We start from the raw sequence: 15277 nt of genomic DNA on the forward strand, positions 1-15277 counted from the left end.
ATTGCTGCTACCTATTTTGGCAACTGATAATTACAACTTACCTTTTAATAAAGGACGCCCTTTTGGCGCATTGATGAATTCGTCTTGTTGATATACATGATGGCCACGAACAAAGGTATGCTCTACTCGACCGATAACCTTACGACCTGCGTAAGGAGTAATATTGTGACGGTGCTTGATCATCTCATTGGTAATGGTAAATTCAGCATTTGGATCAAACACTAAGAAATCAGCATGGTTACCAATTTTAATCTCACCTTTGACCGAATCTAAACCGGCAAATTTGGCTGTTTCCGTAGACATTAAACGCACAATATCAACTAGGCTAAAACCACGTTTTTTCGCTTCGGTCCAAATCAATGAAATGCCAAATTGTAGTGCAGAAATACCGCCCCATGCCTTTTCAATATCGCCGGTATCAATGTGTTTTAACTCTGGCGTACAAGGCGAGTGATCAGAAACAATAAAGTCTAAACGGCCATCAGTAACGGCTTGCCATAAATGTTCGCGATTGCTGTTTTCACGAATTGGTGGGCAACATTTGAATAACGTTTTGCCATCAGGAATAGTTTCCGAAGCAATAGTTAAATAATGAGGGCAAGTTTCAGCGGTAAACCTTAATCCTTCACTCTTTGCTTGGGCAATAGTATCTAGGGCTTCATCTGAAGATAAATGTACGATGTGAACTTTACAGTTATCGCCATTTTCTTTTGACTCACGTGCCATATCAACCATCAACGAAATCGCATCGTTTTCCCATTTTTTAGGGCGTGATTCAAGAAAGGTGTTGTATTCTTTAGTGATTTTTACATCATTAAAGCTGCCACAATCTAATTCGGCATGAATCAAATATGGCACATCATGCTTGGCCAAAATTGGCATCGCAGCGCGCATATCTTTCGCTTCAACAGGTGGGAACTCTTCAATACCTGAGTCAATTAAAAATGATTTAACGCCTAGTACGCCGGCATGTAATAGCTCATCCAGGTCACCGATATTTTGCGGAATAACACCGCCCCAAAAACCGCAATCAACCCATAATTTATCGTCAACTGAGTCTAGTTTCTCTTGAAAGGCAGCTTTAGTAGTGGTTACTGGAATACAGTTTAACGGCATATCAACTAACGCAGTGATACCACCAGCGGCGGCCGCTTGAGTTGCGGTATTAAACCCTTCCCACTCGGTTCGACCCGGTTCGTTAATATGTACGTGAGAATCAACCAAACCAGGCATGATCACTTGATCGCCAAAATCTTGCACCTCGCAAGATACAGCTTGGCCGTATTGATGAATAGCTTTGATAAGCTCATCTTTTATTTCGACACAAGCGGCGATCATCTCACCATCGATAATGACATTGTTACTTTGCAGGGCAAAATGAGACACTTTGCTTCTCCTATTGTTTTACGACTAACTACTTAATTCTTCGCTGGTCAGTAGTTGTTTAAATTCTTGCCAATGAATGCCCTGTTGAGAAACCGGACGTTTTTTTGACGGTTGTTTGTTTATTATGTTTGCTGCTTGAGTTTCGGCTTGCTGCATTTCACTCTGATAATGATGAATAACTTCGCCAGCAATCGACACCGCAACTTCCATTGGTAGTTTGCCACCGACTTGCTCAAGCCCAATTGGGCAATTCATCCGCGCAACCTGTTGAGGGTCAATTTCACGGTGTTTAAAGCGTTGCTCAAAACGACGTTTTTTAGTGTCTGAGGCGATTAAACCAAAATAAGCAAAGTCACCACGTTTTAAAATTGCTTGTGAAATGTCAAAGTCCATTTGATGATTATGAGTCATCACTATGTAATAGCTGTTTACCGGCATGCTTTTAACTTCAAGCTCTGGCTCATCGCTAACCACTTTATGCACATTATGATAACTATCGATGTTGGCAGGAAACTGCTCTTCACGACTGTCGACCCAAGTTACCTGACAAGGTAGTTGCGCTAAAATTGGCATCAATGCTTTGCCAACATGACCTGCGCCAAACAGCATAATGTTGACGCCAACAGCAGCAAAACATTCAAACAATACCGTGGCGTTGCCACCACAACACTGACCTAAATTACTGCCAAGTTGAAAATGCTCTAAATGCTGTGCATTTTTACCTGATGCCAGCATAGTTTTCGCATATTTAATGGTTTTATGCTCAAGATGACCACCACCAATAGTGTCAAAAATATCATCTTCGGTGATGACCATTTTAGTACCACTGTTTCTTGGCGTTGAACCAGACACGCCAACCAATGTCACTAACACATAGGCTCGGCCCTGTTTACTGAATTGATAAGACGCGCTATTCCAGTTCCAATTATTATCAGTAGTCATCAGGTTTCTCCTAATATGCTGTTACGATTGTGCTTTCATTGCTTCAACAGCAAAAAGCACTCGTTCTGGCGTTGCTGGTGTATCAAGTACCGGGCTGACTTTATAATCAGCAACACTTGCTACAGCATCTTTAAGCGCTGACCACACCGCCATACCTAACATAAATGGTGGTTCACCAACGGCTTTTGAATTGTAAATTGTGTGTTCACGGTTTGGTGCATCTGGTACTAAGGCAACTCTGAAATCTTCAGGCGCATCATTAATCGCTGGAATTTTATAAGTTGCAGGGTTATTTGAAAGTAGACGACCTTGCTCATTCCAAACCAACTCTTCAGTCGTTAACCACCCCATACCTTGCACAAACGCTCCTTCAATTTGGCCAATATCTATAGCAGGGTTAATTGAGTGACCTACATCTTGTAAGATATCTGTTCTTAATGTTTTATATTCACCGGTTAACGTATCAATAATAACTTCAGAAACGGCAGCGCCAGTTGCGTAGTAAAAGAACGGGCGTCCTTTACCGGTAGCGCGGTCGAAGTGGATTTTAGGGGTCTTGTAGAAGCCAGTAGACGATAAAGACACACGTCCCATATAAGCGATTTGCGAAAACTCAGCAAAACTAAAGGTTTGCTCACCCACAATAATGTTGTTATTTGCAAATTTAACTTGTTCAGCGCTTACTTGGTACGTTTCACAAGCAAAGTCAATTAACCGTTGCTTAATGGTTTTTGCTGCAGCTTCTGCCGCTTTACCATTTAGATCAGTACCAGAAGATGCTGCGGTTGGTGACGAGTTTGGTACCTTATCAGTACGAGCTGAAGAAATAGCAACAGTATCAACATCAACTTGAAATTCTTCGGCAACAATTTGTGCTACTTTAGTATTCAAGCCTTGTCCCATTTCACTACCACCATGGCTTAAATGAATTGTGCCATCAGTATAGATATGAACTAATGCGCCTGCCTGGTTTAAGTGTTGAACCGTAAATGAAATACCAAATTTAACCGGCGTTAAGGCAATACCTTTTTTCAGTATTGCATTGTTTGCATTAAATTCAGTAACCGCATTACGACGAGCTTGATAATCAGAGCTTTCTTCTAATGACTCTATGATTTCAGGTAAATTGTTATGCTCAACTTCTTGATGATAATGTGTTTCATTTCGACCTTCACCACCATATAGGTTAATTTTTCTAATTTCTAATGGGTCTTTACCTAAATGACGAGCAATTTCATCCATGACCATTTCGATAGTCATCATACCTTGAGGGCCACCAAAACCACGATAAGCAGTATGCGAAACAGTGTTTAGTTTACAACGATTGCCAGTAACAGTTGCTTGATCTAAGAAGTAGGCATTATCAGAATGAAACATCGCTCTATCGACAATTGCATCTGATAAATCCGGTGAATAACCACAGTTACCATTTACTTCAATGTTAATACCTTTGATCTGACCATTTGCGTCAAAACCAACTGTGTAGTTATTTTCAAATGGATGACGTTTACCCGTCATGATCATATCGTCCATACGACCTAATTTAAATTTAACCGGACGTTTTGTTTCATTCGCAAGTAAGGCTGCAATACACGCCCAAGGTGCTGCTTGTGTTTCTTTACCGCCAAAACCACCGCCCATACGGCGCATATCGACTAATACTTTGTTTAATGGAATGTCTAAAACTTCAGCAACTAATTTTTGCACTTCACTTGGATGCTGTGATGAAGTGTGAATATTCATGCCGCCATCTTCGGTTGGCTCAGCAGTTGATACTTGGCCTTCAAGATACATATGCTCTTGACCACCTACGACAATTTCTCCTGACAATTGATGTTCTGCGTTGGCAATAGCTGACTCTGAATCACCACGTTTCATCGTAAATGGCGGACGAACAAAATTTTGCTTCGCTAACGCAACTTTAACCGTTAATACAGCTTCAAGCTCTTCATACTCAACTTTTGCTAGTTTAACGGCTTTCCGAGCAAGGTCGTAACTTGTTGCTGCTACGGCAAAAAGCGGTTGACCAATAAATTCTACTTTGCCAATGGCAAGTACAGGGTCACCGGGGAATACTGGGCCAATGTCGGTATGCCCAGGAACGTCTTCAACAGTAATTACTGCGATAACACCTTCCGCGGATTTAACAGCGGATAGGTCCATAGAAAGAATGTTACCGTGAGCAATAGTTGATTGACCTACAGCAGCATGTAATTCACCCCGCAATGCTGGACGGTCATCAACATAAATCGCTTCACCGGCAACTTGCTTGTCTGCACTTTCATGTTTTTTAGAGCGGCCGACACCACCTAAACCAACATTATCTTGTCCATTAACAACACTTTTATCACTGTTTGAACTTGCTTTTTTTACATCAATCAGGCTACGCATAATTTACCACTCGTGTTTCTATAGTTTTGCTTTGCAGCTCTAAATAGCATTTTTCAATTAGGTTTTGAGCAACGCGCATACGGTATTTGTCTGAAGCACGAACATCAGACATCGGTTGGAAATCGGTTGTTAACGCTGTTTTTGCTTGAACGACCGATTCTTTAGTTAAGCTATTGCCTTGCAACACGGCTTCAGCTGCAGGAGCTCGTTTAGGAATAGCAGCCATACCACCAAAAGCAATGCGAATATTGTTGATTTTCTGACCTTCTTGCTCAATAAAGATTGCTGCTAATACAGCAGAAATATCGTCATCAATACGTTTTGATATTTTGTATAGTTTTAAGGTTTGACCAGCAGTTGGTTTAGGGATTTGTATTGACTTGATAAATTCAGAAGGTTTAAGCACTGTCTTCTTGTAGTCGACAAAGTAGTCTTCGACTAAAATCGTGCGTTCACTGCCGTTAACATGCAACGTCATTGTAGCGCCAAGAGCAATAAGTGCAGGAGGCATATCACCAATAGGTGATGCGTTACCTACGTTACCACCTAAAGTACCAGTGTTACGTACTTGCTTTGAGCCGATACGCTCAATCATATCCCCCAAATCAGGGTAATAATGATGCAAGGTATCAATAAACTGGCTGTAAGGTAGTGCAGAGCCGATAACTATCTCTGTATCTGTTTCTGCAATAGTCGTTAATTCTTCAACGTTACCAACGTAAACAAGTTTATCTACGGTGGCTAAATTTTGCGTCACTGACAGTGCTAAATCTGTACCACCAGCAACCAACGTCGACTTAGGCTCATTAGTTAACTCAGTAGCTAATTCATCAATATTTTTTGGTGCAATAAAATTATGACCATTGCCCGTTAAGGTAGGAGTAGGCAATTTCTTAAATTCTGTAAGTGTTGCCAACGTTTGTTGATAATGCTTCGCAAAAGAGTCTTCTTCACACTCTTTGCTTGAAGTGATTGCCGCTTCTATGATTGAACGGTAGCCAGTACAACGACATAGATTACCTGCTAACGCTTCAAGCACTTGTGCACGATTTGGTGTTTTATTTTGCTTATGTAAAGCAAATGACGACATAACAAACCCCGGGGTGCAGAAGCCACATTGTGAACCGTGGTTATCAACAATAGTTTGTTGAGCATGGTGTAACTTTGCCCCATCCTTCAAATCTTCAACGGTGATCAATTGCTTGCCATGTAAGTTACCAACGAAGGTAATACACGAGTTAATTGATTTATAACTAAGTTGACCTACATTGTCGGTATCTAGTTCTGCGAGTACTACGGTACAAGCACCGCAATCACCTGAAGCACAACCCTCCTTGGTACCTGTATTAAATTGTATTTCGCGTAGATATTGCAGAACCGTCAAATTCGGGTCGATGTTTTCTATTGTCACAACGTCGTTGTTTAATAAGAAACGAATTGTACTATTTGTCATAATTTGTTCCGTGGTTGATCTGATTTAATTTGATGTTGATCAATTTGCTATCATTTAAATATATCAGAATAAAAACCTGACACAAGTGTCAATTTTATAAAAATATACAATTCGACATAGAAAAAACAAAATTTTATAGCGTTACGAATAAGATAACGATTAACAAAAAAGACTAACGCCAAACAAAAAATACATATAAATCATACAAATAAATGAAAACGGTGGTTTTTTATTGCTTACTTGAAAGTTTACAATCAAAACCATTGGTTGCTTTGTAATTAATTTTTTTATACTACAAATTTGTAATGAAAATTGGGATTTATCCGGCAGAATTGTAAAAAATCAGTAACGTTGGGGGGATTAATGTCGCTGCATAACTCTAAAATAATTGCCTGAGGATGGGTAAAATAGATATATGAGGTGGTATAAATGATTGGTTGGTGAATTAGCTAACCGGCCGTTACTAATTTATTCTTATTTTCATTTCAAATGAGAATAAACCATATATTGCATTAATCTCGAGTGCATTAATGCAATATATAGCTATCGATTTTTATATTATCGCCAGAAGACTTAGTAGCCACGGCAACATAAATGCGGTAGTAAATGACGCTAACGCCATGCCTAACCCAGAAAATGCGCCCATAGTATTACTTTCTTGGAATGCTACTGCCGTTCCTAACCCATGGGAAGTTAAGCCCATAGCAAACCCTCTATATCGATCATCGGTAACACCAATTAATGAGAATATTTTTAGGCCGATAACCCCACCCAGCACTCCAGTGGTTGCGGCGAGTCCTGCAGACAATGAGACTATGCCACCGATTTGCTCTGATATTCCCATAGCAACCGGAGTAGTTACGGATTTAGGCGCTAAGGATATTTGCGTTTCAAGGCTTGCACCAAATAAATCAGCGATTCCAATGGCGCTCAATGATCCAATAAAAACTGATGCCACTAAGGTGATCATGATTGGAAAAAACAATTGTTTGATCCTATGTAATTGATGATACAAAGGAATTGCTAATGCTACTGTTGCTGGACCAAGTAAGAAATGAATGAATTTGCCACCAGCAAAGTAGTTTTCATAACTGATGCCAGTAATCAACAAGACACTAACTACCACAATCATTGAGGTAATAAAGGGGCTTAAGATTGGTTTGTAATCTGATTTCTTATATAGGTACATAGCTAATACATATGCCAATAATGTAATGCTAATTCCAGTTAAGGGAGACTCTTGAATCAATATCCATACTGCTGAAAGCTTTTCATCAAACGTCATGTTTTGTCTCTTTAGCAAAAAATCGGCTGGTAATAGACATGAGTAATGCTGTGCTCACCAGCATTATAATAGTACTTCCTAACAGAGTAACTGTAATTGCCAGCCACTCATTCATTAAAAGCTCATAATGCGCCATCAATCCCACACTGACAGGGACAAACATTATTGATAAATGTCCTATAAGGGTCGTAGATGCATTGTTTAGCGATTTACCAACACTACCTTTTATTAGCAGAGCGATAAGTAACAGCACTATTCCCATTACAGGGCCAGAGACTGGTAATTCAAAAAAGATAACAATAATTTCACCGAGTAGCTGAAATAATAACAACAAGGTGAAGCCTAAGATAAAGTCCATGAAAAGCCCTTTGAATATTGAGGATTTACTTAATCAAGAGGTAAATTAAAAGTAAATGATAGCAGCACTAATGTGTAAATTCATTTGATTTATTGAAAACTAAGTTTTATGGTATGAGAACAGGTCAGTGGTCTGACGAGTTAAAAATCCATACTTTAACAAAGCATCTGACCAAGGATAAAACTAATTAAATTACCTTTGAGTGAACAATGCCAGAATATAAAGCGCCAATTCGTGACACAAAATTTGTCATGCAAGAATTATTAAATTGTGAAGATCATTATCAACGTTTGGGTTATGAAGATGCCAGTTTAGAAATGGTCGACGCCATCATTAATGAGGCCGCAAAATTTAATGAACAAGTAATTGCCCCGATTAATCAAATTGGTGATCAACAAGGTTGTACTTGGGTTGATGGCGAAGTTAGTACACCGGATGGTTTTAAGGAAGCGTATCAACAATACGTTGAGAGTGGTTGGCCGACTCTTTCACAACCCGTTGAATTTGGCGGACAAGGTTTACCTGCTTCACTAAATTCCGCAATTGGTGAATATAGCTCTGCTGCTAATCATAGTTTTGCTATGTACCCTGGACTGAGTCACGGTTGTATGGCCACTCTTGAAGCTCACGGTAGTGAAATACAGAAACAAATGTTTTTACCCAAGTTAGTTGAAGGCACTTGGACTGGTACTATGTGTTTAACTGAAGCTCATTGTGGCACCGATTTAGGTATGTTACGCAGTAAAGCAGAGTTAAATGACGATGGTAGCTACCGTATTAACGGCAGCAAAATTTTCATCTCCGCAGGTGAACACGATATGTCTGAAAATATTGTTCATGTGGTAATCGCTCGCATTCCAGGCTCACCTGAAGGTACCCGTGGCATCTCGTTATTTATTGTGCCTAAATTTAACGTTAATGATGATGGCTCTATCTCTGATAAAAATGGCGTCACTTGTGGTTCAATTGAACACAAAATGGGCATAAATGGCAGCTCTACTTGTGTGATCAATTTTGATAATGCCACTGGCCATTTAATTGGCGAAGTTAATCGCGGCTTAAATTGTATGTTTACTTTTATGAATGCCGCGCGCTTGGGTGTTGCAAATGAAGGTGTTGCTGCGGCTGATGCCGCTTTTCAAGGCTCATTAGCTTATGCAAAAGATCGCTTACAAATGCGCTCTATGTCTGGTGTTAAAAACCCTGATGGACCTGCCGATGCGATCATTGTTCATCCTGATGTTCGTCGCATGCTATTAACCCAAAAATCTATAAGCGAGGGGGGCCGAGCTCTGATTGGCTATTTATCGCAACAAGTCGATATTGTACAGGCAAGCAAAGAGCAAGTGGACATAGCAAAAGCCGAAACAAACCTAGCGCTGTTAACACCTATTGCCAAAGCATTTTTAACTGAAGCAGGATTAGAATGCGCAAGTCATGGTGTACAAATTCTTGGCGGTCATGGCTTTATTAAAGAGTGGGGCATGGAACAACTAATGCGCGATACCAAAATTAGTTGTTTATATGAAGGCACTACAGGCATACAAGCGCTTGATTTATTAGGCCGTAAGATCTTGGGTTCAAAGGGAGAGTTGTTAAAAGGTTTTGCTACTGAAATTGGTGTATTTTGCCATGCAAACGGCCAAAATCCAGCATTAACAAATTACTGCATCATATTAGGGAAGTATGTTGAGGAGTTAGCTAAATATACGCAAGACATTGGCGCTAAGGCGATGATAAATCCTGATGAAGTTGGTGCAGCTTCAGTTGATTACCTAATGTATGCTGGTTATGTCACCCTTGCCTATTTCTGGGCTAAAATGGCCAAAACAGCTTCAGATACATTAGCTAAGGGCACTGCTGAAGAAGACTTTTATCAGGCAAAACTTAAAACCGCTAAATTTTATTTTGATCGCATATTACCAAGAGCAAAAGGTCATGCTGCCTGCATGGTTAATGGAGCAGACAGTATGATGGCATTAGACAGCGAAGATTTTATATTTTAAATCTAATACCAAGCCCGATAATTTATTGACCAATAAATTATCGGAACTGGTATAACCAAATTAAAAGGCTGTTAACAGTTGATTATCAGCCTTTTTTATTTCAGATTTATGATGAGCCCTATAAATCAAATTGAAAATATTGACCTTGGATTTTAAAAGACAAAAAATATCATTAATTAACAAAAGCATTCATCACTTTTTATATTTTTCTACTATATTCAATAGAGTAAATATTAACTCTAATAAAATCTTTCCATTCGATGATAATTAAGTAGCTTTTAGAATTAGTATAAGTTTATTAAATTAAAAATAATAAGGGTCGACTAATGGATGCAATTGAATCCGCCGAAGTTTTAGAAAATATTGATATAGAAGTAATCCAAAAACATTTAGATACCTTTATCGATTTAGCCATCACATTCAGCACAAAAATGTTGGTCGCGGTATTAGTTTTATGGGTAACAACTTGGATTGTTAAACGTATTGTTAAACTCGTCGATATGGGCATGACCGCACGTAAAGTCGAAGTTACTTTACACAAGTTTTTACTTAGCATTATCAATATCGCCCTAAGAACCATTTCAATTATTATATTTGCCTCGATGATTGGTATAGAAACAGCATCACTTATTGCCTTATTAGGTGCCGCAGGTTTAGCAATTGGTTTGGCATTACAAGGTAGTTTAGCTAACTTTGCCGGTGGTATTATTATCTTATTTTTCCGTCCATTTAAAGCAGGAGATGTGATAGAAGCACAAGGATTTGAAGGTACAATTCATGAAATTCAGATCTTTAACACCATAATGATCACTTATGATAATCGTAAAGTATTTATCCCTAACGGGTTGCTCTCGAATGGTTGTTTAGTAAATGATTTTACCCAGAAAGTTCGTCGTGTAGATATGAAATTTGGCGTAAGCTATTCTGACTCAATACCAAAAGTGAAAGAGGTTATTAAAAGTGTTTTGGAGGCAGATGAAAGAGTACTAACAAAACCTGCTCCCGATATTTGGTTAGCCGAACATGGTGATAATTCAGTCAACTTCTTTGTTCGCCCATGGGCAAAAAGCGATGATTACTGGCCTGTCTATTTTGGCATTCATGAAGAAATGAAATTAGCGTTTGATCGTGAAGGCATTAGCATCCCATTCCCACAACGCGATGTACATATGATCCCAATGAATAACGAAGCATGATAAACCTTCATAACACCTAATAAACTCAAACAGCCACTTTTAGAGTGGCTGTTTTATTCATGGAAGAATTATATGCAGAAATGCCATGGATGGTGTATTTTCTGTTTTATTTATACCACCCTGCTATATAGGGAAAACTATCAATTTGAGTATGACATTGCTAACAAACGAAGAAAACACCTTAAATTTTTCACCTTCTTGTGAACGTAATAAAGATGCCATTTTAGCGCGGCTTTTACCTATTTTATCATCCAAAAATTCGGTATTAGAAATTGGCAGCTATTCTGGACAGCATGCGCTGCACATTTGCCGATTACTACCAAGATTAACTTGGCAGCCAAGTGATCAACTTAGTTTAATTAATGACTTAAATGAAAACTTGCAACATCATAACGTCAATAATATAAAACCTGCTATTAACCTCGATGTAAGTAATGCTACACAATGGCCAGCAGAAAAGTACGACGTGATTTTTAGTGCTAATACGCTTCACATCATGTCATGGCAACACGTTGTTGCGATGTTCAAACATTTACCTCAATGCCTAAACAACAATAGCTACTTATGCATATATGGTCCGTTTAAATATAATGGTAAATATACCAGCGTAAGTAATGAAAATTTTCAGCAATGGCTGCAAAATCGAGATCCGGTTAGTGGCATAAGAGATTTTGAAAAAACAAATGAACTGGCGACAAATGTTGGACTCAAGCTTATTCATGACATTGCTATGCCAGCTAATAATCAATTATTAATATGGACAAATAAAAATGTTTGCTAAAACACCTAAGCCCCCTTATTACGCAGTTATATTTACTTCAACGCTAAAATCAGAAGATCCAGAATATGACAAAATGGCAGATCTAATGGTTAATTTGGCCACTAAGCAAGATGGTTTTTTAGGTATTGAATCTGCACGTTCAGAGGTAGGCATTACTGTTTCATATTGGCGAGATATTACAGCAATTAAGCAATGGAAAGCGCAAACAGATCATCAGGTGGCTCAATCGAAAGGCAAACATCAATGGTATAGCCACTACATTACTCGCATCAGTAAAGTAGAAAGAGACTATCAAATGTGACTTATACCTGTCTGCATAAGTATATAGTCAACTCAGTGCTTATGCAGAATGGTATTATGCGTAAGTAAATTTATGGTTGCTTGGTTTTTGCCATTAAAAACAAAATGAAGCCAAGTACTGACCAAGCTAAAACCATCACCCATTCATAAGGCCAAAGTAATGAACTTGGCCCCCATGGTAGATAAATCCACGCAAGACAAATGCTAACAATAAGAGCACTCCAGCCGACCAGTTGCCCATGCTTCACCCTAAATGGTCTTGGCATATCAGGTTCAAGTTGGCGTAACTTTAAAAAAGCGTAGGCCACCATGCCATAACCGATAACAACAGCAAAACTGCCGGCATTAATCAGCCATACTAAAATAGTTTTACCAAAAAATGGCGAGATACAACACAAGAACCCAATAAAGATAATAGCAATGTAAGGTGTATTATATTTAGGATGTAATTTGGCAAAAGGCGCTGGCAGCTGCCCCGCTTTAGCTAATGCATAAATTGCCCGGCTGCCTCCTAGAATAAATGCATTCCAACTTGTAATGATTCCGGCAATTCCTCCTAAAACGGTTAAGTTTCCGGCCCATTGACCATGCCATACATTAGCGTGAGCATCTGCGGTAGCCATGGTGCTATTGTTTAATTGAGCTGAATTCATAGAAAGCGCGACACCTAAACAGATAAGGCAATACCAAAGCACAGCTATTGCCACAGAAAAGACCAATACTTTGCCAATAATTTTAGGCTCTAGATTTATTTCCTGAGCGGATTGGGGAATAACATCAAAGCCAATCATCAGTGCTGGTATCATTGCCAACACAGCAAAGAACCCCTTATGTTCATCAACAAATAAAGGCGTTAAGTAAGTTAAGTTAAACTCACTTGCCACGCCCATTAAAAACATTAAACCAACGATTAAAAAACTAGCGGTAATAGTCGTTTGTACTACCGCCATAAACTTAATGCCTAAAACATTAATAGTTGTCATTACTATTGTTGCCAACACACCAATAATTGCATAGCTGATATATACGTCTGCATCAAACACTGACCATAAATAGCCAGCTTCTAAGTTTGGAAATAAATACTCAATGGCGACAGGTAATGCCGCTGATTCAAAGGTAGGTACAGTGACATAGGCCATAATGATTGCCCAAGTACAGATAAATGAACCGGTTCGGCCGAACGCTCTTTCGGTGTATACATGTTCTCCACCCACTTTAGGCATGGCTGATACTAGCTCAGCATAGGTTAAGCTAATTAGTAATATGGCAAAGCCGCCAACTAAAAAGGCCAATAGAGCGCCTAAAGTACCAGCAGAAGTTAACCAAACACCGGTCATAATTACCCAACTCCAGCCAATCATAGCGCCAACCGCTAATACTAGCACTTCTCTTTTCGATAACGTCCTGATTAAGCTTCCACCCGACATATTTAACTATTCTCTTGGTTTTTATAAAGTTTTTAACTTTAGTCAGTATTGATGCTTTTAATTTAAAAAGCCATTTTCATGCTTACTTTATAGCCGATAACAAACTAGCTCGAACAATTACAACTTGGTAACAGCTTTAAAATAAAAGCGCTTTATAATGACAACTATTGAATGAAGATTTCATTCGTTTTCTCTCCCTGAGATATCCCTTTTAAGCACCTACTTTAGGTGCTTTTTTTTTGCTACATGGATGGTTTTAGATTTGTAATTAGAGAAAATTCAATGTGTCAAAAGCATAACTAATGCAGTAAACGTGAACTATAGATTTACTCAATTATCACTGTGACTTCAGTAATTTTTCAGCGCTTATTTCCCTCACCAAGCAACTGCGTTAAACTATGTACAAATCTAGTAATTGAACTCCTTTATGCGCTTATTTATTTTCTTCACTTCCCTTATTTTTAGTGATTTACTTTTTGCCGCTACGCAAACAAAACCAGTAAATCCAGATGATATGGTTAAACAGTTTTCAGAGCTTCACCAACAGTTGATGCCAATAGTTGCCGTTGCCGATATGTTTTATGGTTGTCATTTAAATAAACCGCAACAGCAACAATATACGCTTGAGTTTTTAATTAATGACATGGATAAAGATTTATTAGCTACTAATTTAAGTGATTGTTTAGGTGAAGATAATTTAGCTTCAGACAATGCGCTAAACTACGGTATTAAAGCTTGTTTCAGTGATCAAATGAGTCATTTGCCAGAGAGCGAACAACAGCAAAATCTTGAACAAGTCGATACTGTATTAGCGCAATTACCACGAGCTGAAAGACAAAAAAGCTTTACCCAATGTGTTAATAATCAAACGCTAAAATATTTAGGAAATAGCGATTCCAATAAATAGTTAACATATCAATACTAAGCTTGTATCAGTTGATCGAAGATTGATACCATAACACCAACGTAATCTTTATATGAGTAAAATGGTTTTATTGTGAATAAAAGTCTCGTCACTAATTTAATTGCCTTTGCAATTGCCACTGCCGGCTATGTGTTAAGCCATAGCATGTTATTTTCTATTGGTATTTTTGCCGTATCTGGCGCAATTACCAATGCCTTAGCAATACACATGCTTTTTGAAAAAGTACCGGGGTTATATGGTTCAGGTGTGATCCCTGCCCGGTTTGAAGATTTTAAGGCCGGTATTCGTGATTTAATGATGAAGCAGTTTTTTACTGAGGAAAACATCGATAAATTCCTATCAGAAAAAAGCGGCGCGGCAAGTCATTTCGATTTAACCCCGGTAATTAAAAAAGTGGACTTAGAACCCGCTTTCAATTCATTAGTAAGTACCATTGAAGAGTCTTCATTTGGTGGCATGCTCGCTATGTTTGGCGGTACAGAAGCACTTACCCCTTTAAAAGAATCGTTCATTGAAAAAATGAAAACCTCGCTGGTAGAAATCACCGAAAGTGATAGCTTTAATGAATTAGTGCGCAATGAGCTTGAGCGGCCTAGCGTTGTTGGTTCAATGCGAGACAAAGTTGAAGACATCATCAACAAACGTTTAGATGAACTAACCCCACAAATGGTAAAAGAAATTATTCAAGAAATGATCAAGAAGCACCTTGGCTGGTTAGTTGTTTGGGGTGGTGTATTTGGTGGCGTTATCGGGTGTATTTCATCATACTTAATGTAAAAAGAAAAAATATATCAAAAAGCCGGCAGTTTAGCCTTAATTTTAACCGC

13 protein-coding genes are annotated in these 15277 nt (G+C 38.7%); 6 read left to right on the forward strand and 7 right to left on the reverse strand.

Features of this window, described 5'->3' with window-relative positions:
- Positions 1–30: 30 nt before the first annotated feature.
- The 6 genes from allB to RI844_RS11805 form a co-directional block, all read right to left on the reverse strand.
- Positions 31–1386, reverse strand: coding sequence for an allantoinase AllB (gene allB, locus RI844_RS11780; protein WP_348394865.1), 1356 nt, complete (start codon positions 1384–1386; stop codon positions 31–33).
- Between the two features lie 24 nt (positions 1387–1410).
- Positions 1411–2328 carry a xanthine dehydrogenase accessory protein XdhC gene (gene xdhC, locus RI844_RS11785; protein ID WP_348394866.1) on the reverse strand — a complete coding sequence of 306 codons (918 nt, stop codon included), beginning with the start codon at positions 2326–2328 and terminating at the stop codon, positions 1411–1413.
- Positions 2329–2349: 21 nt separating this feature from the next.
- Entirely contained in the window at positions 2350–4719 is a 2370-nt protein-coding gene (gene xdhB / locus RI844_RS11790) for a xanthine dehydrogenase molybdopterin binding subunit (RefSeq protein ID WP_348394867.1), read from the reverse strand.
- The gene (gene xdhA, locus RI844_RS11795; protein ID WP_348394868.1) at positions 4712–6172 is read right to left on the reverse strand and encodes a xanthine dehydrogenase small subunit; all 1461 of its coding nucleotides are present in this window, start codon (positions 6170–6172) and stop codon (positions 4712–4714) included. Before xdhA ends, xdhB begins: the two co-directional genes overlap by 8 nt.
- Positions 6173–6725: 553 nt before the next feature.
- The gene (locus tag RI844_RS11800) at positions 6726–7457 is read right to left on the reverse strand and encodes an LrgB family protein (protein WP_348394869.1); all 732 of its coding nucleotides are present in this window, start codon (positions 7455–7457) and stop codon (positions 6726–6728) included.
- Positions 7447–7815 (reverse strand): CidA/LrgA family protein, encoded by a 369-nt coding sequence (locus RI844_RS11805; RefSeq protein ID WP_348394870.1) that lies wholly within the window; start codon positions 7813–7815, stop codon positions 7447–7449. The genes RI844_RS11800 and RI844_RS11805 overlap by 11 nt, the downstream gene beginning before the upstream one ends.
- 209 nt (positions 7816–8024) lie before the next feature.
- Between RI844_RS11805 and RI844_RS11810 the strand changes: the two genes are divergently transcribed.
- The 4 genes from RI844_RS11810 (at position 8025) to RI844_RS11825 (ending at position 12099) form a co-directional block, all read left to right on the forward strand.
- Positions 8025–9821 (forward strand): acyl-CoA dehydrogenase C-terminal domain-containing protein, encoded by a 1797-nt coding sequence (locus RI844_RS11810; protein ID WP_348394871.1) that lies wholly within the window; start codon positions 8025–8027, stop codon positions 9819–9821.
- A 326-nt stretch (positions 9822–10147) separates the two neighbouring features.
- Complete coding sequence (locus tag RI844_RS11815; protein WP_348394872.1) at positions 10148–11017, forward strand: mechanosensitive ion channel family protein; 870 nt, start codon at positions 10148–10150, stop codon at positions 11015–11017.
- 151 nt (positions 11018–11168) lie between these two features.
- On the forward strand, positions 11169–11798 hold the full coding sequence (locus RI844_RS11820; RefSeq protein WP_348394873.1) for a DUF938 domain-containing protein: 630 nt from the start codon (positions 11169–11171) through the stop codon (positions 11796–11798).
- A complete protein-coding gene (locus RI844_RS11825; RefSeq protein WP_348398346.1) occupies positions 11782–12099 on the forward strand; it encodes an antibiotic biosynthesis monooxygenase family protein in 318 nt (105 codons plus the stop codon). Before RI844_RS11820 ends, RI844_RS11825 begins: the two co-directional genes overlap by 17 nt.
- 70 nt (positions 12100–12169) lie before the next feature.
- Here the strand turns inward: RI844_RS11825 and RI844_RS11830 are convergent, their stop codons facing one another.
- Positions 12170–13525, reverse strand: a complete 1356-nt coding sequence (locus RI844_RS11830; protein WP_348394874.1) for an APC family permease — start codon at positions 13523–13525, stop codon at positions 12170–12172.
- 427 nt (positions 13526–13952) lie between these two features.
- Here RI844_RS11830 and RI844_RS11835 point away from each other — a divergent pair, with 427 nt between their 5' ends.
- Together RI844_RS11835 and RI844_RS11840 are read left to right on the forward strand one after the other, a co-directional pair.
- Positions 13953–14432, forward strand: a complete 480-nt coding sequence (locus tag RI844_RS11835; RefSeq protein WP_348394875.1) for a hypothetical protein — start codon at positions 13953–13955, stop codon at positions 14430–14432.
- Between the two features lie 90 nt (positions 14433–14522).
- The gene (locus RI844_RS11840; protein WP_348394876.1) at positions 14523–15227 is read left to right on the forward strand and encodes a DUF445 domain-containing protein; all 705 of its coding nucleotides are present in this window, start codon (positions 14523–14525) and stop codon (positions 15225–15227) included.
- Positions 15228–15277 lie beyond the last annotated feature (50 nt).

Source organism: Thalassotalea fonticola (assembly GCF_032911225.1).
GTDB classification, from domain to species: domain Bacteria; phylum Pseudomonadota; class Gammaproteobacteria; order Enterobacterales; family Alteromonadaceae; genus Thalassotalea_A; species Thalassotalea_A fonticola.